Origin of the sequence: Bacillus sp. DJP31 (assembly GCF_049310945.1) — a bacterium.
Lineage (GTDB): Bacteria > Bacillota > Bacilli > Bacillales > SA4 > Bacillus_BS.
The window spans coordinates 1-24,419 of record NZ_JBMERO010000023.1; the positions used below are offsets into that span (position 1 = coordinate 1).

Annotated in this window: 28 protein-coding genes and 1 pseudogene; 17 read left to right on the forward strand and 12 right to left on the reverse strand. The window is 37.6% G+C overall.

Annotation, left to right across the window (positions count from 1 at the left end; all coding sequences use genetic code 11):
- From ACOI1C_RS17230 to ACOI1C_RS17240, 3 genes and pseudogenes are all read left to right on the forward strand, one after another.
- Positions 1-480, forward strand: a 480-nt coding sequence (locus ACOI1C_RS17230) for a hypothetical protein (protein WP_422511837.1), incomplete at its 5' end; no start/stop codon positions are given.
- Positions 481-686: 206 nt separating this feature from the next.
- Entirely contained in the window at positions 687-1,430 is a 744-nt protein-coding gene (locus tag ACOI1C_RS17235) for a VCBS repeat-containing protein (protein ID WP_422511838.1), read from the forward strand.
- 231 nt (positions 1,431-1,661) lie between these two features.
- Positions 1,662-1,913, forward strand: a pseudogene (locus ACOI1C_RS17240) (DinB family protein); the annotation flags it as partial.
- Between the two features lie 382 nt (positions 1,914-2,295).
- Here the strand turns inward: ACOI1C_RS17240 and ACOI1C_RS17245 are convergent.
- The gene (locus tag ACOI1C_RS17245; protein ID WP_422511839.1) at positions 2,296-3,744 is read right to left on the reverse strand and encodes a DEAD/DEAH box helicase; all 1,449 of its coding nucleotides are present in this window, start codon (positions 3,742-3,744) and stop codon (positions 2,296-2,298) included.
- A 259-nt stretch (positions 3,745-4,003) separates the two neighbouring features.
- Here ACOI1C_RS17245 and ACOI1C_RS17250 point away from each other — a divergent pair, with 259 nt between their 5' ends.
- The 5 genes from ACOI1C_RS17250 (at position 4,004) to ACOI1C_RS17270 (ending at position 9,222) form a co-directional block, all read left to right on the forward strand.
- Positions 4,004-4,741 carry a DUF2161 domain-containing phosphodiesterase gene (locus tag ACOI1C_RS17250; RefSeq protein WP_422511840.1) on the forward strand — a complete coding sequence of 246 codons (738 nt, stop codon included), beginning with the start codon at positions 4,004-4,006 and terminating at the stop codon, positions 4,739-4,741.
- A gap of 350 nt (positions 4,742-5,091) precedes the next feature.
- Positions 5,092-5,844 carry a TRM11 family SAM-dependent methyltransferase gene (locus ACOI1C_RS17255; RefSeq protein ID WP_422511841.1) on the forward strand — a complete coding sequence of 251 codons (753 nt, stop codon included), beginning with the start codon at positions 5,092-5,094 and terminating at the stop codon, positions 5,842-5,844.
- A 516-nt stretch (positions 5,845-6,360) separates the two neighbouring features.
- A complete protein-coding gene (locus ACOI1C_RS17260) occupies positions 6,361-7,431 on the forward strand; it encodes a fatty acid desaturase (protein WP_422511842.1) in 1,071 nt (356 codons plus the stop codon).
- A 58-nt stretch (positions 7,432-7,489) separates the two neighbouring features.
- Positions 7,490-8,626 carry a histidine kinase gene (locus ACOI1C_RS17265; RefSeq protein WP_422511843.1) on the forward strand — a complete coding sequence of 379 codons (1,137 nt, stop codon included), beginning with the start codon at positions 7,490-7,492 and terminating at the stop codon, positions 8,624-8,626.
- On the forward strand, positions 8,623-9,222 hold the full coding sequence (locus tag ACOI1C_RS17270) for a response regulator (protein WP_422511844.1): 600 nt from the start codon (positions 8,623-8,625) through the stop codon (positions 9,220-9,222). Before ACOI1C_RS17265 ends, ACOI1C_RS17270 begins: the two co-directional genes overlap by 4 nt.
- Before the next feature lie 80 nt (positions 9,223-9,302).
- On the opposite strand, the gene ACOI1C_RS17275 is transcribed toward ACOI1C_RS17270, so the two are convergent.
- Positions 9,303-10,952 (reverse strand): M20/M25/M40 family metallo-hydrolase, encoded by a 1,650-nt coding sequence (locus ACOI1C_RS17275; RefSeq protein ID WP_422511845.1) that lies wholly within the window; start codon positions 10,950-10,952, stop codon positions 9,303-9,305.
- A gap of 227 nt (positions 10,953-11,179) precedes the next feature.
- Between ACOI1C_RS17275 and ACOI1C_RS17280 the strand changes: the two genes are divergently transcribed.
- Entirely contained in the window at positions 11,180-11,515 is a 336-nt protein-coding gene (locus ACOI1C_RS17280) for a hypothetical protein (protein ID WP_422511846.1), read from the forward strand.
- Between the two features lie 411 nt (positions 11,516-11,926).
- Here the strand turns inward: ACOI1C_RS17280 and ACOI1C_RS17285 are convergent, their stop codons facing one another.
- The 6 genes from ACOI1C_RS17285 to ACOI1C_RS17310 all read right to left on the reverse strand — a co-directional run bounded on the left by ACOI1C_RS17285 (position 11,927) and on the right by ACOI1C_RS17310 (position 16,609).
- The gene (locus ACOI1C_RS17285) at positions 11,927-12,436 is read right to left on the reverse strand and encodes a hypothetical protein (RefSeq protein ID WP_422511847.1); all 510 of its coding nucleotides are present in this window, start codon (positions 12,434-12,436) and stop codon (positions 11,927-11,929) included.
- Between the two features lie 475 nt (positions 12,437-12,911).
- Positions 12,912-13,100, reverse strand: coding sequence for a YfhD family protein (locus ACOI1C_RS17290; protein WP_422511848.1), 189 nt, complete (start codon positions 13,098-13,100; stop codon positions 12,912-12,914).
- Between the two features lie 78 nt (positions 13,101-13,178).
- Positions 13,179-13,304: a YfhE family protein gene (locus tag ACOI1C_RS17295; protein WP_422511849.1), complete on the reverse strand. Its 126-nt coding sequence runs from the start codon at positions 13,302-13,304 to the stop codon at positions 13,179-13,181.
- 273 nt (positions 13,305-13,577) lie between these two features.
- Entirely contained in the window at positions 13,578-14,135 is a 558-nt protein-coding gene (locus ACOI1C_RS17300; RefSeq protein WP_422511850.1) for a GNAT family N-acetyltransferase, read from the reverse strand.
- Positions 14,136-14,546: 411 nt separating this feature from the next.
- Entirely contained in the window at positions 14,547-15,674 is a 1,128-nt protein-coding gene (locus ACOI1C_RS17305) for an amidohydrolase (RefSeq protein ID WP_422511892.1), read from the reverse strand.
- Positions 15,675-15,703: 29 nt separating this feature from the next.
- Complete coding sequence (locus tag ACOI1C_RS17310) at positions 15,704-16,609, reverse strand: TIGR01777 family oxidoreductase (protein WP_422511851.1); 906 nt, start codon at positions 16,607-16,609, stop codon at positions 15,704-15,706.
- 90 nt (positions 16,610-16,699) lie between these two features.
- Here ACOI1C_RS17310 and recX point away from each other — a divergent pair, with 90 nt between their 5' ends.
- Positions 16,700-17,530 (forward strand): recombination regulator RecX, encoded by an 831-nt coding sequence (recX, locus tag ACOI1C_RS17315; RefSeq protein WP_422511852.1) that lies wholly within the window; start codon positions 16,700-16,702, stop codon positions 17,528-17,530.
- On the opposite strand, the gene ACOI1C_RS17320 is transcribed toward recX, so the two are convergent.
- Complete coding sequence (locus ACOI1C_RS17320; RefSeq protein WP_422511853.1) at positions 17,527-18,195, reverse strand: SDR family NAD(P)-dependent oxidoreductase; 669 nt, start codon at positions 18,193-18,195, stop codon at positions 17,527-17,529. The two genes, recX and ACOI1C_RS17320, sit on opposite strands and share 4 nt — an antisense overlap.
- A 47-nt stretch (positions 18,196-18,242) precedes the next feature.
- On the opposite strand from ACOI1C_RS17320, the gene ACOI1C_RS17325 reads away from it, so the two are divergent.
- Positions 18,243-18,560, forward strand: a complete 318-nt coding sequence (locus ACOI1C_RS17325) for a YfhH family protein (RefSeq protein WP_422511854.1) — start codon at positions 18,243-18,245, stop codon at positions 18,558-18,560.
- A 58-nt stretch (positions 18,561-18,618) separates the two neighbouring features.
- On the opposite strand, the gene ACOI1C_RS17330 is transcribed toward ACOI1C_RS17325, so the two are convergent.
- Entirely contained in the window at positions 18,619-18,777 is a 159-nt protein-coding gene (locus ACOI1C_RS17330; protein WP_422511855.1) for a small, acid-soluble spore protein K, read from the reverse strand.
- A 139-nt stretch (positions 18,778-18,916) separates the two neighbouring features.
- Between ACOI1C_RS17330 and ACOI1C_RS17335 the strand changes: the two genes are divergently transcribed.
- Positions 18,917-19,186, forward strand: coding sequence for a YfhJ family protein (locus ACOI1C_RS17335; protein ID WP_422511856.1), 270 nt, complete (start codon positions 18,917-18,919; stop codon positions 19,184-19,186).
- A gap of 102 nt (positions 19,187-19,288) precedes the next feature.
- On the opposite strand, the gene ACOI1C_RS17340 is transcribed toward ACOI1C_RS17335, so the two are convergent.
- Complete coding sequence (locus tag ACOI1C_RS17340; protein ID WP_422511857.1) at positions 19,289-20,269, reverse strand: metal-dependent hydrolase; 981 nt, start codon at positions 20,267-20,269, stop codon at positions 19,289-19,291.
- 131 nt (positions 20,270-20,400) lie between these two features.
- Between ACOI1C_RS17340 and ACOI1C_RS17345 the strand changes: the two genes are divergently transcribed.
- Positions 20,401-20,700, forward strand: a complete 300-nt coding sequence (locus ACOI1C_RS17345) for a hypothetical protein (RefSeq protein ID WP_422511858.1) — start codon at positions 20,401-20,403, stop codon at positions 20,698-20,700.
- 72 nt (positions 20,701-20,772) lie between these two features.
- Positions 20,773-21,879: an A/G-specific adenine glycosylase gene (gene mutY / locus ACOI1C_RS17350; protein WP_422511859.1), complete on the forward strand. Its 1,107-nt coding sequence runs from the start codon at positions 20,773-20,775 to the stop codon at positions 21,877-21,879.
- Between the two features lie 514 nt (positions 21,880-22,393).
- On the opposite strand, the gene ACOI1C_RS17355 is transcribed toward mutY, so the two are convergent.
- Entirely contained in the window at positions 22,394-22,618 is a 225-nt protein-coding gene (locus ACOI1C_RS17355; protein ID WP_422511860.1) for a hypothetical protein, read from the reverse strand.
- A 149-nt stretch (positions 22,619-22,767) separates the two neighbouring features.
- Between ACOI1C_RS17355 and fabL the strand changes: the two genes are divergently transcribed.
- The 3 genes from fabL to ACOI1C_RS17370 all read left to right on the forward strand — a co-directional run bounded on the left by fabL (position 22,768) and on the right by ACOI1C_RS17370 (position 24,373).
- On the forward strand, positions 22,768-23,517 hold the full coding sequence (gene fabL / locus ACOI1C_RS17360) for an enoyl-[acyl-carrier-protein] reductase FabL (RefSeq protein WP_422511861.1): 750 nt from the start codon (positions 22,768-22,770) through the stop codon (positions 23,515-23,517).
- 69 nt (positions 23,518-23,586) lie between these two features.
- Positions 23,587-23,778: a gamma-type small acid-soluble spore protein gene (locus ACOI1C_RS17365; RefSeq protein ID WP_422511862.1), complete on the forward strand. Its 192-nt coding sequence runs from the start codon at positions 23,587-23,589 to the stop codon at positions 23,776-23,778.
- 328 nt (positions 23,779-24,106) lie between these two features.
- Positions 24,107-24,373: a YgaB family protein gene (locus tag ACOI1C_RS17370; protein ID WP_422511863.1), complete on the forward strand. Its 267-nt coding sequence runs from the start codon at positions 24,107-24,109 to the stop codon at positions 24,371-24,373.
- Positions 24,374-24,419: the final 46 nt, after the last annotated feature.

Below are 24,419 nucleotides of genomic sequence, written 5' to 3' on the forward strand. Positions count from 1 at the left end.
ATGAAGCAAGACATCAGTGGAATGAAGCAAGACATCAGTGGAATGAAGCAAGATATTAATGGTATGAAGCAAGATATTAATGGTATGAAGCAAGACATCAGTGGAATGAAGCAAGACATCAGTGGAATGAAGCAAGACATTAGTGGTATGCAACAAGATATTAGTGGTATGCAACAAGATATAAGTCGAATGCAGAATGATATTCACATGTTGGACACGCGTCAGTTTGAACTAAACCAAATGGTATCCTCTATTCGTGATAATCAGTTAGCTCAAAGAGAGGGTCATGATTCATTGGTACATGATGTAGCTGAGATGAAAGGTGAAATAAAGTCTATTGATAAGAAACTCGAGAATGTTTCCTCTACACTTGATCAATTAGTAGAAAGTCAAGAACGCAAAGATAAAATACTTGAATCACTCTCACTTCGCTCATTAGAACAAGAAACAGACATTCGTGAATTAAAACGGATCAAATAACTCTCCTATCATTTACCATTACACTTTCAACCTCATAGAAAAGTTTCCCAAAAGCCAAGTGGCGTTTCTTCTGCTTCTATTTAAGAAGCAAGAGAAGCGTCTCTTTTGTTTATGGTCAAAAGATCCTACTCCTACATAAATCAAGAATCAATCTTCTTATAAGCCCATAGGATACTAATAAACCTCATCACAAAAAGGAGAATGTTATGTATTGGTATTCTAGGGAGAACATAAATCATCCAAGTGTTGTTGCGTTTGGAAGGGGAGATGTAACCGGTGATGGAATACCTGACAATGTGTATTTGACCGGGATCAAGACTCCAGATAGTCCATTTACTCAAAACATTACCCTTCACATGCAGGATGGACGAACAGGTATGGTAACCAATGTCACGCTTCGTGATAATGCAGGTTATAATCCTTCATTATTTTTGGGGGATTTTACTGGAAATGGTGTAGCAGATGTTTTAATAAGTATTGCTACAGGTGGAAGTGGTGGTACGTCATACTATTTCATTTATTCCTTCTTGAATAATACAGCACAATTACTTTTTGATGGTAATGTTTACAATGACGAATATAAATACGAGGTAACGTATCAAGATAACTACAAAGTGAAAGTTGTCAGCAAGAATAATAATGTAACATACCTGATTGATATAACAACTCGGGATCCAGACTACTCGAATGAAATATATGATGAGAATGGAGACCTGATAAGTCCAATAGAAGGTTTTGTGAATCCCTTAAGTGGTCTATATCCAGTGGATTTCGATTCGAATAAAGTATTTGAGCTATTAGCCTATCAAAGAATAGCAGGTAGATATAATGCAGATTCTTTAGGATATGTCCTGAACACTCTAGGCTGGAAGGATAATAGATTTGTATTGAAAAATCAGTATGTAGCTATCTTTGGGAGGGCCGAGGGGACAGGTACACTGTCCCAATAGTCACCCTTCAGTTTAAACAAGAATAGTAAATCAACAGTGGATTGTGTGTCACCCGACATTCTATAATTAGAAAAAAGCTCATTCTTAGACTTTGAATGAGTTTTTTCTATGTGTAAACAAATCCATAATCGCCCAACAATTAGGTGAGAAGGGCTTTTTATACATGTAAACGAAAGAAGCTGTCATATGAATTTTAAAATGAAAGAAGCTATTGAGATAGAATCAGTTGGACAAAAGTTACTCGAATTCAAAACATTACGATCACTAAATATAACCAAGCTTAAGGCTTTTGTTGAACCAAAATTGCATTTGGAATTGACGGGAATACACCCTGTATTTGATAGAGTAAAGTTACGAGAATTACTGGCTACATGGGTTGTTCATGATTTAACCCACATTTCTCAAATCATACGGGGTATGGCCGAGAGATACAGAACTGATGTTGTTCCTTGGAAAGAATATTTAGGAATATTGAAAAAGTAATAGTGAACAGGACCTCAATCCTTAAAAAAAATAGACGGATTTTCAAGCTGAAACTGTGATAGTATTAGGAAAATTAGTTGATGAAAAATAGGGGATAAGAACACGCTGGAAGGAAAAATATCTAAACAAGTTTCCAGGTAAAAAACCCCAAGTCACTTCATGTTTTTTGATGAATTTACTTGACTTTGAACTTCTCCATACACTCTGAAAAAAGCAAACTCCAGACAAAAAGAGATCTTTCATTATAAAAAAAATAATCCCCACTTAACAAGAAGGTTTTTTGTAATATGGATCAATAACCATATATGAATTACTAGTAAGAAAAAAGCCTCTCAATTGGAGAGACTTTCATCTTCTATTTTTACACTAAATGACTCTTTAATCACTTAATAGCCACACTAACTTTTAACTTTTTCCCTTTAATCGTTGTATTCTCCATGGCCTGCAAGACTACTGAACCCTTTCCATTGAGAATATCTACATATGACAAGGTATCCTGAATGGTAATAATACCAATATCATCTGAGGATACTCCAGGAATCTTGGCAATCGTTCCAACAAAGTCTACTGCTCGAATCTTTTTGTTTTTTCCGGCACTGAAATGTAGTTTCATGATATCTTTGTTGATACGAGCTGTTTTGTTATTATGAACGACACGTCGTCCACTTAGTTTTTCTTCAAAAGCAGCTTTCCCAGCAGCAACTTTCTGATGGCTAGGAGCATTCATCTTAGTAATCTCAAAGCCGATATATCTTTCTATTGCTCTAAGGTGTTTTTCTTCGCGTGGTGTTGCAAATGTAATAGCTCTCCCAATATTTCCAGCACGCCCAGTTCTTCCTGTCCGGTGGACATAGCCCTTTTTTTCTAATGGCACGTCAAAATTGATGACAAGTGATACATTATCAATATCAATTCCTCTTGCTGCAACATCTGTTGCAATAAGGTAGCGGAAATTCCCCATTTTAAAGCCATCGATAACGGCAAAACGATCCTCTTGTAATAAGCGGCCATGAAGACGTTCGCAAGAATAATTGGCTTCTTCCAATTCGGCAAACACGGTCTCCACGTGCTCTTTCGTTTTGCAAAAAATAATACAGCTATCAGGATTCTCAATAACTGTCAGGTTTTTTAGAAGTGGTATCTTATGCTCTTCCTCTTCAACTTCGATTAAAAAGTGCTCAATGGTATCGGTTGTCATCTTGGCAGAAGCAATCTCGATATCGATAGGATCTTGCATATATCTATGGCAGAGATTCTCAACATCCTTAGGCATCGTAGCCGAAAATACCATTGTTACTCTGTCTAAAGGTAGTTTTCTTAGAATTTTCTCTACTTCCTCAATAAAACCCATATTAAGCATTTCATCGGCTTCATCAATAATTAAGTATTTGATTTGATCTAAATCTAAAGTACCTCTCTCAATATGGTCCATTACACGCCCAGGTGTACCGGTAACAACATGGGTTTTTTGTTTCAATTCTTCTTTTTGAATCGAAAAAGGCTCTTTTCCATAAAGTGCTGTTGCTTTAATCCGTTTAAATCTTCCGATATTCGTGATATCATCGCGTACTTGAACAGCCAGCTCTCTAGTTGGTGTTAGTATCAGTGCTTGAGGCTTTTTCTCATCCCAATGAATCATCTCACAAATAGGGATACCAAAGGATGCCGTCTTGCCACTGCCTGTTTGAGATTTTACGACAAGATCTTGATTTTCCAAAGCTCTAGGTATGACTTCAATTTGAACCTCTGTTGGAGCCTCGTATTTTAACAAAGCTAGTGCTCTCTTCACTTCATCGCTTAAATTATAATCCTGAAAACTAATTTCAATCATGTAGTAACCTCGTTTTTTTATATTATCCGACTTATATATAGGATTCTCGTTGGAGAAATATCATATGCATAATCTGAACATGGTTCATTATACTTTAAATGGTGAACAAAAGAATCTTATTTTGCAATATAGTAAGTTTCGTGGTGGGCTATGAAACGATTTAATCGATCGTTATCGTGGTTCAATAAAATCATTAGTTTAAAAAATGGAGGATGTAAAATGGTATACTTAGCTTAATTAGAGTAGAAGGGATATTAAAATGAAAGAAAAGATATATGAAGTGGATTTGTATGAGCCCATTCGGAATTTTTTTATAGAGCAGGGGTATGTGGTTCACGGAGAGGTCAACCATTGTGATCTGACAGCTGTTAAGGAAGAAGAACTTATTATTGTTGAAATGAAGCGAAATTTGACCGTCGATCTTCTTGTCCAAGCCGCCAACCGGCAGCGGATGACGGATCAGGTCTACATTGCCATTCCAAAACCGAAGTACAATCTTTTTTCGAAAAAGTGGAAGGAAATATGCCATTTGATTCGAAGGCTGGAGCTTGGTTTGATTCTTGTTTCTTTTCATGACGAAGGAGCTTCAATGGATATTAAGATTGAACCTATCCCTTTTGACCGACACAAAAGTATGCAACGGAGTAAGAAGAAACGAAGCAAAGTCATGGACGAAGCGAAGGAAAGACACGGTGACTACAATGTAGGTGGTAGCACGAAAACGAGAATCATGACCGTCTATAAACAAAATTGCATTCAGATTGCCTATTTTCTTGACGAGTTTGGCCCCTTGTCACCGAAAGCATTAAGGGGAATGGGTGCCGTAGAAAAAACGTTACCTATCCTCCGCCAGAATTATTATGGATGGTTCATTAAGATCAGCAGAGGAATATATGGTTTGAACGAAATAGGTAGAAACGAATTGGAACTGTACCCGGAGTTGGTCAATCATTATTGTGAATTAGCGAAAAAATCAACAACGAACAGTTCCGATTAGTCTTCTACTTCTTACATTTATAGCTCTTTAGAAAGCATTAGCTGTTGAAAATGAATAGTGCTTTAACAGCTGGGGGAAAACCTCCCAAAGATCCAATTGCTCATTGATTTATGTAATAAAAGGAAGACAGAAAAAGGAGAATTAACCTGATCCATTACAATAAAAATTCCACTAATTACATATACAACTACGCCTATCGTCCTGAAGAAGCATCCCTCTGTCATTTGGAAATGCGTTCTCTTTTTGTCGTGGATTCTAAAACAAGTATCCTGGAAAGTACGATTAAAATCGACCCCAGTAGAAGCCCTTTTATTAGGGAAAGAGTAGATGTTCTATTTGAGGGAGAGAATTTGGAGGAAATCGTCGAACAGGTGAAGAATCTACCAATGATACAATCCACCTTTAAGGTACTTTTTGTTAAGCTTGATGATCCTGATGTAGCGGAAAAAGTAGGGTTTAAGGAACGTCGTGCCATTGAACGTGAGGTAGGATTACTTATACCTGGCGAGCCGGATCTAATAAGCCCGAAAGAGTTATTTGGCATCATAATTGTAAATGGTCGCTGGATCTTCGGCAGATATCAAAAAAGTGAAGCCATTTGGTTAAAACATCAACAAAAGCCGCATGGGTATTCAACTGCACTCAGCACGCGTGTCGCAAGAGCGGTAGCCAATATTGCGGTACCACGTCCAGAGGGAATCAAAGCAATTGATCCTTGCTGTGGGATAGGAACAGTTCTTGTTGAGGCTCTATCTATGGGTATTGATATGGACGGTAGTGATATCAACCATTTGATTACAAATCATACAAATGAAAATATTTCCCACTTTGGTTTCAAGAAAGAAGTCGTGGTTAGAGATATAAGAAAGGTAACAGAAAGCTATGACTCTGCCATTATTGATATGCCATACAATTTATGCTCGGTTGTAACACCACAAGAGCAACTTGAAATGCTCGAGAGTACTCGCAAATTTTCAAAAAAATTGGTAGTTGTCACAATCGAAACGATTGATTCAATAATTGAGAACGCTGGATTCACCATTGTAGACCGATGCATCGTATCAAAAGGTGGATTTATTCGGCAGATTATTGTTTGTGAATGAAACACATTTCATAAAAAATGCATTAGACCATAACAAAATAGTGTTCATATCAGTCATGATTTCTGAATGTAAAATGATCTATTATAGGATTTTTTTAAAAACACGACATAGCACAATAAAGATAAGTGAATAATAATACTATATTGAAGGTGTTCCGTGTAAATAAAACTGTCTGCTGCTATTCGTAATTACTATAATGAGATATCTAACCTTTGTAAGGAATCTGGAGCACCTGTTTATTTGACAAAAAATGGTGAAGGTGACTTAGTGGTCATGGATATTGTATTTTCATATAAAGAAGCAGGTTACCACTCAAGGTATCCTGCTTCTTTTTTAATAATTAGTACCAACTAATGGTATCTACTAGTAAAATCAGCCTATATGACATTTGTCATGCCCTAAACTGACACTTATTACTTATAGAATCTGACTTAATTTCGTATACTATGGATAGTTAAATAACATATCGTGTTCGGCAAAGTTCGAAACGATACAATTCGAGGAGGAGTACATGCTATGTCAGAATCTAAAAATATATCTAAACTAAGAAAAGATGTTGCCCCTTTTGAAAAATCTGATCCAAAATCAAGTGTCATGCAGTTAATAAATACAATTGGCCCTTTAGTATTATTTTGGTACTTGGCTTACTTAAGTCTTTCGGTATCGTATTGGCTTACACTTCCAATCTTAATTATCACGTCAGGCTTTGTGGTTAGAACGTTTATTCTTTTCCATGATTGTTGCCATGGATCATTCTTTAAGAGTCGCCGTGCTAATGACATAATTGGTACAATCACGGGTGTAATCACACTGGTTCCTTATCAACAATGGAAGCATAGTCATTCTATCCATCATGGGACGAGCAGTAACCTTGATAAAAGAGGCACAGGAGATATGTGGCTTCTAACAGTAGAAGAATATGCAGCAGCTTCAATCTGGACCAAGATATATTATCGTATTTACCGTAACCCGATCATAATGTTCGGTGTTGGACCTATCGCAGTGTTTCTTATTCAATACCGCTTTAACGTTAAAGGTGCAAAACGTAAGGAGAAAATTAATACACACGTGACGAATGTATCAATCGTTGCTTTATATGCATTACTTAGTTGGGCAATTGGATGGCAGGAATTTTTAATCATCCAAGGTCCTATCTTCTTCATCTCTGGTTTAATGGGAATCTGGTTGTTCTATGTACAACATCAGTTTGAGGATTCTTACTTTGAGCATGAAGATGAGTGGAGCTATGTGAAAGCAGCAGTGGACGGAAGTTCGTACTATAAGCTTCCAAAGGTTCTACAATGGATCACTGGTAATATTGGTTTTCATCACGTTCACCATTTGAGCCCAAGAGTGCCTAACTATAACCTGGAGAAGGTTCATAACGCATCAATGCCTCTTCAAAAAGCAACAACGATTACGATCGGAACTAGCTTGAAGTCCCTTAAATTTCGTCTTTGGGACGAAGAAAGAAAGAAATTCATCAGCTTTAAAGATATGAAGAAAAATTTCACTTTATCTAATTCCAAGGCTGAACAATTAAAGGAAAAGATAACAAGTCGTAGACCAAGCTTACAAGAAAAATAAGGTCTAAGCTAAAAATATATGTGAGTCTATTTTAGGTGAAAAGGGAGGGTATTAGACTATGAAGAATTGGAATGACATGTTTCGAAAAAACACGGGTCTTAGTCCATATGTTTGGGTAGTTTTTTACATCCTCCCTTTTTACTTTATTTTTCATTCAACTTCGCCTTTTCAAATTGCATTTGGTATTACAATGATCATCTTATTCTTTGTTTGCTATGTGCTGTCCTTTGTTTCTAAAGGATGGCTTGTGTATTTTTGGACGAGTGTGCAAATAGCTATCTCAACAGCTATGAGTTTACTTTTTGGTTACGTCTACTTCTCTTTATTCCTAGCTTTTTTTATCGGAAACCTAAAAAATAGAATCGCCTTTTTTATTTTATATTCAATTCATATCGTCAGCACCGTTGCGACGATCAACTATGGCTTTGTTACGGAAAACCCCTTTTTTTTCACACAGCTACCGTTCGTCCTTTTAAGTCTTATTGCCGTTATTCTCCTACCTGTTAGCACGTACAATAAAAATAAAGAGGATAAATTGCAAGGACAGCTTGAAGATGCGAATAAAAAAATTTCTGAGCTTGTGAAACTGGAAGAACGACAGAGAATTGCTCGGGATCTGCATGACACACTTGGGCAAAAGCTATCATTAATCGGCTTGAAAAGTGATTTAGCTGGAAAGTTAATTAGCAAAGATCCTGCTCAAGCCAGAATTGAAATAAATGATGTACAGCAAACAGCTAGAACAGCATTGAAAGAAGTCCGAGAATTGGTGACTAAAATGCGTGGTACAAAGCTAGAAGACGAGATTTATAGAGTCAAGCAGATCTTGAAAGCAGCTCAGATTAAATTCATCCTAGAAGGTGACCCAAGACTGCCAAACACATCCTTAATCGCCGAGAATGTAGTGAGCATGTGCATTAAGGAAGCCGTTACTAATGTCGTTAAACACAGTAGTGCTTCAGAATGTTCGGTTATTATTGAGCCAGCAAGAACGGAGTTAATAGTGAGAGTTCAAGACAACGGAGTGGGGATTAAAGATTCTCTTAGTACTTACAGTGGCAATGGACTTAAGGGAATGAAAGAGAGACTCGAATTTGTAAACGGGAATCTTGAAATCTCATCTAATTTGGGGACAACCATTGTTTTTAAAGTGCCGAATGTTAGCGTAAAACCGGATGAGGAGGTGGGAATATGATTCGTATTGTCATTGCTGAGGATCAGAATATGTTACTCGGAGCACTTGCAGCGTTAATAGATTTAGAAGAGGATATGACTGTTGTTGGAAGAGCAGGTAATGGTGAGGAAGCCTTAAAACTCGTTCATCAGCATCAGCCTGATATATGTATAATGGACATTGAAATGCCAGGAAAGAGCGGCCTTGATGCAGCAGAAGAATTAAAAGGATTTAGGTGCAAAGTGATTATTCTCACTACCTTTGCCAGGTCTGGATATTTTGAGCGTGCAGTTAAGGCAGGTGTTAACGGTTATTTATTAAAGGATAGCCCTAGTGAAGAACTGGCAAGCTGTATTCGAAGTGTTATGGCCGGAAAACGTATTTACGCCTCAGAGCTTGTAGATGAAGCCTATAATGAAGAAAATCCACTGACCGATCGGGAGAATGAAGTGCTCGTTCTAATGGCCGACGGTAAAAGTACGAAGGAAATAGCTAGTCAGCTTTATCTTACAACTGGAACTGTTCGCAATTATATTTCTACTATTCTTGACAAACTCGAAGTAGGTAATCGAATCGAGGCCATAAAGCGGTTTAAAGAAAAAGGTTGGTTTAAATGACTGGCAATAATGATAGTAAATGTAAGGCAAAATAACTCTCTCCAAAAATGAAAGCACCCTCTTGTAAGGGTGCTTTTTCGTTATGTTAAAAGAGACTTAATCACTTCATTTGTCAAATTAGGCACAATATCTAAAGAATAAGCTAATTCCATTCGTTCATACTTTTTATGTGCGTCAAATCCATATGGACCTATGTTAATGACCGGAACATTAATATCTCTTATATCTTGGTACTCAACAAAATGCTTCGTTCCCCAGCCAGGATTGTTTGTGGTTACAGCTTCAATCCCAGACTCGTCGTCGCTTAAGGCAACAAAGCTCATATCAGAGATATAAGGGAAAAAGTTGCGGATTACAATAGGATGCTCGTAACCTGGTTGGACTTTTGTGACAGCATAATCTAGTGCTGTAAGTAAACGATGCTCATTCTCAGTTTCACCTTTCAGTTCAATTCGAGGGGAATAAAGAGATGAATAAAATAGAATCATAGCTGGTCGTTTATCAGTCATCCATTTCCATGCCTCTTCTACAACTCTTGCAGCATACATACGAGTATCTAAACTTTGATCTAGCAGAAGTTTTTCTTTAAACCTAGTCATATGGGTAACATACTCTTCTCCATGTTCATTTAGTAAGAGAAGTTGCATTTCTTCATACGTAAGAACTCTAGGTGTCCAAGATAGCTCTCTAATAGGTTCTCCGCTCATTATACAATACTGTTTATACCTTTCATGATAAAGAGCTAAACTAGATTTAAATGAAAAAAGGGCTTCTTTCTTTAATATTTCAAGTACTTCTTTTGGTGACCAGGAATGGATGAAGAAGTTGTAATACACGTAAGCAGCCAATGCTGTCTGCACTGTATAAGAGGGCTTCAAATCCATTTGCTTTAGAGAAACAGGAGGAACCGTTATTTCACCAAGGGCTTCATTACATAATGCTGGATTATAGTTTATATGTCTTGTTAGTTCAGCAGCAAGGAAATTAGGATCTAATCCTTCAAAGCATGAGCCGACATGTGTTTCAGCACCTGTGATAAAAAAGGAAGGAAGTAGTTTCCCAACAGTGCCTTTATAAATATATCGATTTGGATCTCCCTCAAATCGAGGTGAGACGAAGTCAGCGTTAATGGCACCGATATAGTCAAACTCATGCTCTATTTTCCAGGTCTTTAAGTCTTTTAGAGCGGAGAGTATACCATGTGATCCATCCTCTTCGTCACATTCTGCTACTAGAACTAAGTTTCCATCTAATTCATCTGGGTGCTCTGAGTAATGTTTCAGCAGATATATATGGCTTGCTAGTCCACTTTTCATATCTAAAACACCGCGACCAAACATCCACTCGCCAGATTCTGCTTGTTCTCTTATGGTCTTAGGAATGGATTCCTTTTTTATTTCATCTAAAAGTTCATCAGGTTTGGTAGCTTGATCGGCTAACTGATTAAAATCGTCGATGCCGACTGTATCTATATGTCCCATTAAAATGATGGATTTATGACTTGTCCCTTTACTTCCTTTCACGAAAGCAAGGACATTATAGCGTTCCTGGTCATCATTTATTGTTTGCTTCATGACTAAATGGGACGGGTTTTTAACAAAATATGGAAATGAGGAAAGTAAAGTATACAATACCTGAGCGATCTCTTTTTCACCATTGGTATTTACGATGCTTTCTATATTGACTAGCTGTTTCGTTAGAAATAATACATCTTCTCTACAATTTAGCATGTACATAGTCTCCTTTAGGGGCATTATTTAAAAAGTAGCTTATTTTTACGAAAAGTACAATACAATTAATAAGGAATACTTAAAAGATAGAGGTGAATCTTGGTATATGTCTAATCATACTAGAATACACTTCTTTTTACATTTGGATTTACTACAAATTTCTACAAATTCTTTAAGTCTTACTAGTAAAGCTAACAAGAAATCAAATTTGTAGTGAGGTTTTTAAGATGACGAATTGGTATGAAGAGGTATTAGCAAGAACAAAAGAGTTACTTGATGACTTATTTGATTTACTTAGAATTGAAAGTGTGAAGGATGAGAGTACAAGAACTGAAGAACGTCCAATGGGACAGGAAATCGGAAAAGCCTTAGATTTTGTTTTGAAGATTTCAGAGAATAGAGGATTTAATTTTAAAAATGTCGATGGCTATGCTGAATATGGAAATCACGAAAGTAGTGAGACAATCGGAATTCTTTGCCATGTAGATGTGGTTCCAGAAAATGGGGAGTGGGCGAGTCCACCTTTTGAACCTACCATTTGGGATGGCAAGATTTTTGCTTAGGTACAATTGATGATAAAGATCCAACTTTGTAGGTTTAAATGCAGGAACACTTTTAGCTTCATTCTTATGTGCTGCATTTGACTATACAGGGAAATCGGCACTTGTTTTAGACCTTTTAGATGATTTACATAAGGACTATGAAGGAGCATCTCTTGGAATTCAGTATCAGTATGAAATGACTGGCCCGGTAACAGTTAACCCAGGTGTTCTTTCATTTGAGCAAGGCGGAGAGGGAACAGTTCAATTAAATGTTCAAGGAAACTGCAATATATGCGAGTGCCATCTATAATTAGCAAAGTAAAGGAGTCGGGTGGTTCCTAGAACGACCCGATTTCTTTTGTTTTTGCATGTCTAAAATCTCTATTCACCAGTCTATTAAAAAAATCACCCTATAAAAGGGCGACTTCTCAATTAGTATAGGTAAGGGTAAAGAAGAAGTCTTGAAATTCTAGCTAGTGGGAAGCGATATCTTCTGAAACGACGAAAGCGTCTTGGATAGCCATAGCCACCACCACCGTAGCCGCCACCATAGCCGCCACCATAGCCGCCACCATAGCCGCCATCGTAACCACCAAACAAAAACTGACGATCGTCGTCATCCCCGTTATCTCCATCTGGTACTAGCATATAGACATTCTCATCATCCATTTTATCAACAATGCCATCAAACTTCTGCCCATCGTTCATGTCGACCATAACCAAGTAATCTTTATATTTCTTGCAAAAATCCTTCATTTGGTTTGGATTCATATTTGGTTGGTATGGTGCAGTGAAAGCAGGATAAGGATAGTTTTGTTGTGCCATCTCATAAGGATTGCCTTGCACTTGATTATATGGAAGCTGTGTTTGACCATAAGGGTTCTGAAACTGTGTCGGTGGTCCAGTTGGTACATTCATGTTGTAATATGGATTCTGACTCAAGGTAGTTCCTCCTCATTAGCTAATTGTATTAACAACATAAGATATGAGGAGGAACACAAAAATAGATGTAGAAATTTTGTAAACAGAGAGTTTTAAAGTTATCCACATAAAAAAAGTGATAGCAGAGGTTGATATATGAGGATTTGCACATAGTTATAAACACTATCCACATTTTTATTCTTATTTATCCACAAAAATATCCAATGTAGTTCTAAACTCACAGGTAGATAAGGCTAAGGTTTTAAGTACTTATCCACATTATCCACGAACCTGTTAGTAAGTGCGTATGTGGATAATATTAATAGGTGTTTGATATAGACAGACTCTGAAGAAGTAAAAAAGAAAAATAGAAGTTCCGAATGCCTTTAAGTTCAAAATAGTAATAGTTGAGTTCCTACTATTAAATACAAACAAAAAGGGAATGATTTGTTAATCACTCCCTTTTTAACGAACATTCATAAGAAAATACCCTTATTTAGTTTTCACTCTTTACATGAGCATCGGCTTCTTTTGAACGATCTTGTGCTTTTACATCATCTTGGTCTGCAAATTCCTGTGCAAATTCAATATCTCGACCATCAGAAGGAAGCTTTGCATAGCTAGGAGTTTGTGGTAATGAATCTTTGCCTTTTACATGAGTCTTATGACCTTGATGTTTTGACATTGGTTTCCCTCCATGAAATGATTCAATAATGGTACTACATTATCATTTCACAAGGTGGAAAAGTTATGAAAGGAAGTATTAGGTATGACGCTTGGTAGTAAATCCGCCTGCTCGATCAGCCATTTTGAACTCACGTGAATATGTAACTTCTTGCATACTACTTAAAGTGCTTTTCGACTTGTCGCGTTTTTTCTTATCCGCCATTTTTCATCCCTCACTTTTCCTTAAGCTTATTATCAGCCTTACCGATTTGATACTAAGTTATTCAAAATTAGGCAACAAAAAACCCATCCAAATTGGATGGGGTATTGTAAATAGGATAGAGAGTATAGTTTTTCAACTTGGGTATTGATCTAGCTCCAGCACCTAGCCCCACGAGGTCAAATAACCCAAAAAGAATAAAATGGAAGATCACCCTTTTTTTCTTTTTGGAACATTAGCTTGTCGGGGCAAAACAAGCCGCTTCCTCTTTTCTAATTAAGCTTCTCTTAAATGCTCTTCCTGGAAGCTGACTTGTTCTCTCATTGCATGAAGTGTATAAAGGTCTTTTGGAATTTCATATAAATTATAAATATTTTCTTTTGCATTAAGCTCTTCATATAGGCTTTTCCTAGTTTCGTTCGCAAATAGGACGTAGGGTAGTTTATCGGCAGCTTTTTGAGAACGCACATTTATTTTACGAATACGCATAAAGAGAGTCTCAATTCCTAACTCAAAAAATAGCTCGTCAAAAAATGCGCCCTTGGCCAGTATATTGTATCCATGTCCGTGAAAGGGTTGACCTAACCATGTGCCGAGAAAACCAGCATTATCTTGAATATCAAACAAACTAATCGTCCCGATCGGAGAGCCCCATTCATCTAAAATGGTACGTGAGATCAACTCACCACGCTCTTCAGCTTCAATTGTTTGCTTGGTTAGAAACATATATTCTTCATACGACTCAGCTTTTTGACGCACAAAAGGAAAGACCTGTGGATGCACCATTAATTCATAAAGAGCGTGACTTTCATGAAGATCACGTTTTTTTAGCATGCTCAACCCTCCGACCTAAAGAGCAGACGAAGTCCAAGGTAAATAGGACTTCCACCCTCGAAATTTTTTTATTAAGAAGATGTTCAAAAGGTCCGGGAAAAATAGTTGTCGAATTTCTTCGTTGGCTCGCCCCTCCGCTCCTCATGTATATAAAGCATACACTCCGGTGCTCGGTGCTTCGCCGCCTCGAACTTCTCGGCTATTTTTCTCCTCCTTTTTGAACACAATCTTATCGCAACCAAAAAAATTCCGGGGTGGGAATCGAACCCACTAGGACCAGTCAACATGCTGGTGGCGCACCATTTGCCTTCCCCTTAAAACAAGCACTTTTATAATTGTTAGACATGAAAATTTGTATGATTCCTTAACGTATAATACGATATATTTTAGCAAAAAGATACTACTTTTTTGTTAATTTTTTTTGTAAATTATTTCCCCATTTATCATCGTTAAACGGACCTTGGACATGTAATGAAAAGGGTGGTGGCTCCAAAGAACAATATCAGCATCTTTGCCTACCTCTAGACTTCCTAAACGGTCATCAACACGTAAATTTTTGGCAGAGGTTATGGTAATACCTTCTAGTGCTTTTTGTTCATCCAATCCTTCTCTAACGGCAATAGAAGCACATATATTCAAGTACTGAATCGGAGTGTATGGGTGATCAGTTGTAATGGAAACCTCTACCCCTGCATCTGCTAATACTTGATAGGTTTTCCAGGACTTGTTCTTCAATTCAATTTTGGAACGACGAGTTAAAGTTGGACCTACACTGACTTGAACATTTCTTCCTTCAAACTCTTCTACGATTAGGTGCCCTTCAGTGCAATGCTCAATCCGATAGTCTAAATCGAATTCCTCTGCAAATCGAATGGCAGACATAATATCATCTGCTCGATGGGCATGGATTCGAACAGGTATTTCTCTATTGAGTGCCTTAAGAATAGGGGCGACACGCAAGTCCTCTGGTTGATCACAATATTGTGCTTTATAGAAAGCTTCCCTAAGCATTCCCATGATACCCATTCGAGTGATAGAATCCTTACTTCCGTGACTATGAATTCGCTTCGGGTTTTCACCAAACGCAACTTTTAAGCCAGCCGTCTCCTGAATGAGCATTTTCGAAATACTGCGACCATGTGTTTTGATAACAGAGGTTGTCCCTCCGATCACATTGGCACTCCCAGGCATGATATGAGCTGTCGTAATACCATGAGAGATAGCATCTGAAAAGGCAGTATCCAAGGGATGTAGACTATCAAGGGCACGAATATGGGGCGTAAGTGGTTCAATCGTTTCATTGGCATCGTTCCCAGCCCAGCCTGTTCCTTCATCATATAAACCAAGATGTGTATGAACATCAACAAAACCGGGAAATAGAAATTGTTCCTTGCAATCTATTACAAACATTTCATCAGCAGGTTGAATATTGAATCCAACTGTTTTAATTAATCCATCCTCCACGAGTAAATCTGCATTTTTCAAAGGCACAGATGTTATTGGATAGATGGTTGCATTTTTAAAAAGCATTTTCATAATAATTGTTACTCCTAACTTTTGCGTATTATCTAGTATTGTAATATGCTAGTCAACGCTTCATCAAGAGAAGAATGAGCAAATTGATATCCATTTTTTTCTGCCTTCTCTGGTAACACCTTTTGACCTTCTAATACAAGAATACTCATTTCACCTAATAACAGCTTTATAGCCGGACTTGGAGCAGGTAACCAGTGCGGCCTATGAATAACTTTAGCTATTGATTTACCGAAATCTTTCATCATCGCAGGATGTGGAGCAACCACATTTATGGGTCCTTCAATGACTGAGTTTTCAATTGCGAAATGAATCATTCCCACCACATCATCAATATGAACCCATGAGACCCACTGCGCACCTGAACCAACTGTACCACCTGCGAAAAACCTGTAAGGTCGAACAATTTTAGGTAGGGCACCTTCTTTGTCTCCTAAAATAATGCCAAACCGTGAAAAAACAGTTCTTATTCCAAGTGTCTGAGCCACCTTAGCCTCTTCTTCCCAAGAGCGCACCGTTTCAGCTAAAAAGTCATGTCCATGTTTCGTATTTTTCTCGGTAAATGTCTCTTTTCTTGAAATACCATAAAAACCAATGGCACTAGCACTGATCAATACGGATGGTTTTTTCTTTACAACACTGAGTATTCGAATAACTTCTCTTGTGGAATGAATCCTACTGTTATAAATCTGTTCTTTTCTAGCTTCTGTCCATCTACCACTATTTATTGATTCTCCTGCTAGGTTAATGAACACATCCATATTCTCTAATTCAGCTTCTGGCTGGCTTCCTTCTGATAACCATTGTACATAATGTAGTCCATTTTCATTGCTTGGCTTTTGATGTCTTGTTAAAATATAGACGTTATGTCCATTCTTTAGAAAAGACATAGTTAATGCGGTACCCACAAAGCCTGTCCCGCCTGTAATAGCTATATTCATCTTTTTCCTCCTAGCGACCCTACATACTTAATAGTATTCTAGTTCTTAGTCTCTTTATCCTACTTCCAATGTGCTATATTAAAAATAGAGGTGAGCATAATAGCAATTATAACGAAAATAACCACACAAAAGAAAAACAAAGAACGATATAACATTTTCCTTGATGATGGAAAAGGTGAGAGGTATGCCTTTAGTGTCCATGAATCTATTATCATTTCTCATCAATTGCAAAAAGGAAAAGAAATCGATGAGTTAGACATAGAAGAAATAGGTTTTGCAGATGATGTAAATAGGTCGTTCCAACAAGCAATAGTGTTCCTTTCTTATCGTATGAGATCCACACAAGAAGTTATTCAGAATTTGAAAGAAAAAGAATATGAAGATGCAATTATTCAGGAGACTATCCATAAATTACGGAATATCAACTATCTAGATGATGAAGCTTTTGCGATAGCCTTTGTTCGAACGAACTCGAGAGTATCTTTAAAGGGTCCAGTTATATTGAAGCAGGAGCTAGGGCAAAAAGGAATATCGGCACTTGAGATTGAAACGGCTTTGTCTCATTATACCGAGGAAGATCAACTAGCTTTCGCCACAAAAATTGCTGAGAAAACCTTGGGTAAGACAACGAGTGCGTCTGAAAAAATGCAGAAACAAAAGGTAACAGAAACGTTAATTAGAAAAGGATTTTCTCGGGAGATTATTACTTTGGCCATGAACGAACTGGCCCCTGAAAAAAGTGAAGAAGAAGAGTGGATTGCCGTTTGTCAGACCGGAGCAAAAGCGCATCGCCGTTATCAGAAATACAAGGGTAGAGAATATGAGCAGAAAATGAAGCAATATCTTTTTCAAAAAAGGTTTCAGGTTGATCTGATTGAAAGGTTTTTTGATTCAGAAGAATATAAGGAATTAACAAATTAAGGGATATGAATTTCAAGTCGTCCATCATCTTCTACTTTAATTTGCTTTGCAACAAGAGCTACACTTCTTAAGCGGCTCCGATCTGTAATATGATTTGTTTCATCCCAAAATGGTGTTTCCATTCCGCCCATATACACCCCTGTTACTTTTACACAAGATCCTTCAAGTTCTTTTTGAAGGCTTTCGGTAAAACCACGGACTGCAAATTTGGATGCACAGTAAACAGACTCATTTGGCTTTCCACGTAAACCAGCTGTTGAGATGATGTTCACAATTTTAGATTCTGGTGCCAGCTGTAAGTGCGGAAGAAAGTACTTCGTCATATAAATGGTACCTAGTATATTGGTTTCAATAACCTGCCTTATAGAGAGATCATTAAGGGTATCCAGTTCACCGAAGCAGCCGATTCCCGCATTGTTCATTAAGGAAATAAGCTTGTATGTAGTAGTGATTTGGGAGCAAATACTTTGGACGGATTCTAGGTTTTGGATATCGCATACATAATAATCAGCTGTGTTCCCAGATTCTTCAATAAGCTTTTTGGTTTCTTTTAGAGTTGTAACTGACCTTCCAATTAAAACAATAGTGACGTGCGAATTGCTATATTCTATGGCTAATTGTCTACCTAAACCTGATCCTGCACCAGTAATTACAATGGCATTCATAATAGTTCTCCTTACTTAGTTCATTTTAAAAAAGGGAGTGTTAGAATATGGAAAGAAGATATAGTGAGTTGTCAGAATTTGAATTATCCCAGGAAATTCGTCAGCTAAATGAAAAATCACGTAAAGCAGAGCAAATGGGTATGGTTAATGAATTTGCTGTTTTAGAACGGAAAATACTTATGGCCAAAGCCTACTTACTTAACCCTGATGATTATCACCCAGACGAAGTTTATGAAATTGACCAAGACCCAGGAAGCTTTTTCAAGATCAGCTATATGAATGGTGTCTTTGCTTGGGGAGTTCGCTTAGATGGTCAGGATAAGGAAGAAGCGTTACCTATTTCCATGCTGAAACATGATAAGTGATTTTCATTGTAAAACAAAGCCAGACAGTTGATATCTGGCTTTGTTTTTTGGAATAAGTTTATTGCTCTTCTCTTAATCCTGAAGCACGCATTCTTTCTTGGGGATTCGTGTTGATGGTCCCATCTGGACGTTTTGAGGCATACTCAGCCTTTGCTCTCGGCTCGCCTTCAAATTTTTGATTGTTTTGGTTTGGGAAGCCTTTTGCTTTGTTACGCATTCTAAAAAACCTCCTAGTATTGAACATTCAAACCACCGTGATTAAAAGAGAAATGAATCTGCTCTTAAGCACGTACTTGTAGTATGAGTCCATAATAAGAATGATATGACAAAGAATATTTGGGAAGGATGGATAAAAGATGAATGAATATATTGAACAATTAACAAACCTACTTTTAGAGAAAAATAAGGCACTTACCTACACCCAAGCTAGAACTTGGATCGAGTTATTATGGGAGGATTTTGAAACCAGTTCTGCCAAAGCGCGGGCACGATATATGGGGAGCGAGATGGCAGTGAAGATTGTGACTCAGTGGATCATGCGATATGGATCTGAACTACATGATTTTGTTGCTACAAATCCAAAATATGCACACTTGTTAAATTCAGATGATACATTAAAGCATTAAAAAAACGAGTATTAGAAAATACAAACATTAAAAAAGAGCCGTTTGGCTCTTTTTTTGGTTTATATACGTGCCTTTCAAGTGATTTTACTCCCCATCCAAAAATTAATCCGGAATCAACTCTAATTTCTGCCGCAGTTTTTTCTCGCTAAATATCCAACCAGTAAATGAGCTAACTATGTTTAAATCCAGGTCAAGCAAAACCACGGCTACAAACGGATAATAGCCTTTGCTGCGGTAGCGAAGATCAATAAACCTGACCTCATGGTGGTCCTCATATTCTTCAGCTTCCCATCTGTAAACAGGGGAAAAGGAAAGAAAAGCAGATAAATTCACATCTTTTCTCGCGGCATCAATGATTGGAGTATGTGGGATAGGATGTCGGTCAAATGTATCCTGAACAATTATTTCTCCATCGACAGCTCGGATTACATGGAAGAATTGCTTTGATTTCACTGCAACATGCCAAGAGTTAAAACGAAGAGTAGGAGAAACGATTATTTCGGTCGCATCCGGAATAATTCGTTTGACAGATTTCGTCACAGCTCGCTTCATGCGGTATTTTACGACATAATAGCCGCTAACTACTACAAACACGCCAATAAAAGTAGAGCCTGCATCTAAACCTATCTGCCATATAACAATTCCAACAATATGAGTAAAGAATATAAATGGGTCAAATGTGTTAATTACGCCTAAAGCAACCCAACGGCGCGAAAAAGGGCGAAGGGCTTGAGTCCCATAAGCGTTAAAAATGTCGACAAAAACATGAAGGATTACAGCGATAAATGTCCAAATCCATAAATGGAGAATATTTATGTCTTGAAAAAAAATATTAATGCAACCGGTAACAACTATTGGCCATAAAAGTACAGCAGGAATAGAGTGAGTTATTCCGCGATGATTCCGAATGTAATGAGCATTGTTTCTTAGCTTCAAGATAGTATCTGTGTCTGGTGCCTGTGATCCAATGATAGTTCCAATCATTACAGTCTGAAGTGTTAAAGGGTCTTGAGCGAGAACAGGGTCAAGAGTTGCAATTCCTCCGAGGGCAATGCCCATAACGAAATGAGTGCCAGTATCCAACTAGAGTATTCCTCCTTTCAAAAGGATGTCAATATATATACATAGCTCTAAATGGATAAAAGTAAACCATTAAATACTGCTACTTTTATAATATGTGCAATAATTTACGTTTCTAAAAAGGAGAGTTCATCATGTCAAAGCCTGTTCGGATTTATATTGAATACAACGTCAAGCCATTATTTATTAAACAATATGAGCATCAAATGAAAAAGGTTCTAAATCAGTTACCTACATTTGGTGCAGATCAAATAAAATGGTTCAAAAATGATAAGCAAACCTATTTTGAAAGCTTCTCACTTCCAACAATTTCTCACTTTATTGCTCTTCGGAAATTACGAAATATAAAGGATCATTCCATTTTCGGGAGTCTTGACCAATTTATAGAAGGTGGCACCCAAAATATCCAGATCAATGCTATTAAGGTAGAATAGAGATAGGAGTCTAACTACAGCACCCAGCTGATAGCTAGTCCATTTCTATTTTTACAGCATGGGGGAAAACCAGTGAATACAAAAGATTATACAAAAGATTTTAAAATAGATGAATTTCAAGGTGATTTAATTTCATGGTTTAAAAGAGAACAACGAGATTTACCCTGGAGAGAGGACCAAGATCCTTATAAGGTTTGGGTTTCCGAAATTATGTTACAGCAAACAAGGGTTGATACGGTTATTCCCTATTTTAATGCCTTTATTGAGCAGTTCCCAACGATCGAAAGCTTAGCCATTGCGGAAGAAGAAAAGGTGCTAAAGGCATGGGAAGGTTTAGGCTATTATTCCAGAGTGCGAAATCTACAATCTGCTGTTAGAGAGGTCCATGAAAACTATGGTGGTGTGGTACCAAATACACCTGAAGAAATCTCAAAGCTTAAGGGAGTAGGTCCTTATACAACAGGATCTATTCTAAGCATTGCTTATGGTGTGCCTGAACCAGCTGTTGATGGAAATGTGATGCGTGTGCTGTCGCGTATCCTTTCAATATGGGAGGATATAGCTAAGCCTAAAACACGTAGAATTTTCGAAGAGGCAATCCGTGTCTTGATTAGTAGAGAGAATCCATCATTCTTTAACCAAGGCCTTATGGAGCTAGGGGCCATTATTTGTAAGCCAACATCTCCATCATGCTTACTATGCCCAGTTCGTGAGCATTGTGCGGCATTTATAGCGGGTACACAATCCGAACTTCCTGTAAAAACCAAGAAAAAATCAACAAAAGAAATTCCTATTGCAGTTGGGGTTTTTGTTACAGATGATAATAAGATTCTTATTCATAAACGTCAAGACACTGGCCTACTAGCAAGGCTTTGGGAGTTTCCAAATCTTGAGGTAGCCAAGGATTTAGCGACCCCGAAATTGCAATTATATGAATTTGTAAAAGAAGAGTATAACGCTGACGTTTTAATCGAAGATGTTATTGGTATTGTGCAGCATGCATTTTCCCACTTAACATGGAATATGACCGTGTTTGAAGGAAAGATAAATTCGGCAGTCGCCCAATCGGATAAGGTAAAGCTAGTTACCCTTGAGGAAATGCAGCAATACGCTTTTCCTGTGTCCCATCAAAAGGCTTGGAAACAGTATATGGAAAGAGATCAAAGCCAACTCAATTGAGTTGGCTTTGATTGTATGAACAAAAGGCTCAAAGCGCCCCGTTTTGCCTCAGGCATAGCAAATGTTCGCGGATCCAAAAGAGCGCTTTTTGTCTTTTTGGACCCGAGGTTATTTGACCTCGAGGGGCAGGGCGCTGGAGCCAGATTCAGATGCACTAGCGGATAGTAAGAAAACCAGATATTGCTCTACAATGAAATTAGCTTATCGCTGATAAATATGAAAAATCGCTGATATAATCAATTAATCGCCGATATAACTGAAAAATCGCCGATAAAATCAAAAAATCGCTGATATATCTGAATTATCGCAGAGAACTCAAGCAATAATCTATACTATCTCAATCTAAACTCATTTTCAGGCAAGACCGATAAGAGAAAAGTAGAGGAATTAGCTTATTCGTGATTTTTAAAACAAATTTATGTTTTAGTATATAAAAAAATGGAGTTTCAGCTGAAAAATCAAGACGGAGCACATGATTTTTAAAGATTGATTTTTCCTTTGACTCTGATCTCCCTCAGTCATACTGAACCCGCGTTCCATGCCTCCAGTCTGCCTCATTACGTTTCATACCGCCTCTAGCTTCAATTTCTTCAACTATTTCTCGTTGGATAGTTTGTCCTTCTGAATTTAAATACGGGACAATTTGCTGAAAAGAATGATGAAAAAAGGCGAGCTCACTATCCTTCCACTCTGTCTTTGACATCATCGTAAGTTCTGTCATATCTCTTCCTACATACATTGTGTCACATCTCCTTTTTTTCGAGAAATTTCTATCTATTTTTTGTAAGCATTAGTTACTCTATACATCAAATGGTATTAAAATATTTGAGACACCACATAAAAAAAGGTACAATATGACACAGAATATAAAACAGGAGTGAAGATGATATGACTCAAAAAGTTGCACTAATTACAGGAAGCAGTAGGGGAATTGGAAAGGCTATCGCTTTACGTTTAGCTGAGCAGGGGTATGATATTGTTGTAAACTATGCGAGAAGCAAGTCAGCTGCAGAAGAAACAGCTAAAGAAATTGAAGCACTAGGTAGAAAGGCTATTGTCGTAAAAGCAAATGTCGGGAAGCCAGAGAAGATAAAAGAAATGTTCGAGGAGATTGATCAGCATTTTGACCGCTTGGATATTTTGGTAAGCAATGCAGCCTCTGGAGTGTTGCGTCCTTTAATGGAATTAGAGGAATCTCACTGGGATTGGACAATGGATATTAATAGTAAAGCCCTTTTATTTTGTGCTCAAGAGGCAGCAAAGCGAATGGAGAAGACAGGCGGGGGTTTCATTGTTAGCTTAAGCTCTCTAGGTTCAATTCGCTACTTAGAAAACTACACAACTGTTGGAGTATCAAAGGCAGCTGTTGAATCTTTAACTAGATATTTAGCAGTCGAGCTTGCCAAAAAAAATATTGTCGTCAATGCTGTATCAGGTGGAGCAGTCGACACAGATGCATTAAAACACTTTCCAAACCGCGAGGAATTACTAGAGGATGCTAGAAAAAAAACTCCTGCTGGTAGAATGGTTGAGCCTTTCGATTTAGTGAATGCTGTCATGTTCTTACTTTCGGATCAAGCCCATATGATACGTGGTCAAACCATCATTGTTGATGGTGGTCGATCACTACTAGTATAAAAAAACATAAATTTTTACGAATAGATTTTTCACCTCTGGATAGATTAAAAGGTGTTGGAGGTGATAATCATGGCACAAAATAATAATAACAACCAAGCTTCAAAAACAAATGCAGCTGAAGTTCAAAAGCAAAACGCAGCTTCTCAAGGTCAAGGTTCTTTTGGAACTGAATTCGCTTCTGAGACAAATGCACAAGAAGTGCGTCAGCAAAATGCTCAGTCACAAGCGAACAAAGGTCAAGGAAATCAAAACCAACAATAAGTACTTAAGTAGTAAAGGCACTCCTTACCGTATTGGTGGGGAGTGCTTTCTCTCTTTTCAAGATCATTTTAATAAAGGAAAAATATTCTATTCAACCAAGTTTTGGTGTCTAGCTCCGTCCTCCAACTCGCCTGAGGTCAAATAACCGAGGGGCCAAAAAGGCAAAAAGCTCCTTTATGACTTGAGAACATTCGCTATGTCTCTAGTTAAACGAGGCGCTTGCGCTCTTCATTTGACAAAACCTCTCATGAGTCTACATACATAGTCAAAGGAATTATTAATCGGGTACAGAATTAATAAGGGAAGACCTTGAAAGGGGCTAAAAAATATGTCACTCTTTGACCAAATAGTACGTGAGCAACTAAAGACAATTGACAAGCTTTTATTTTTACATTCTGAAATTGAACGCTGTCAGCAGCTTGAGTTGGAGTTAAAGGACTTACAAAACAAAACAGAATTACAGAGCTTAAAAGAAGAGATTCAAATCATGAAAACGGAGCTAAAACAAATACAGTATACGTTCGAACAACAAACGGAAGAAGTCATAACATCCTATAAGCACAGTCAAGAAAATCCCCTTTCAACAGCCCTCTAAGACTTCGAAAGCCTAGTAAAACAAAAGAACCACTAATTTTTAGTGG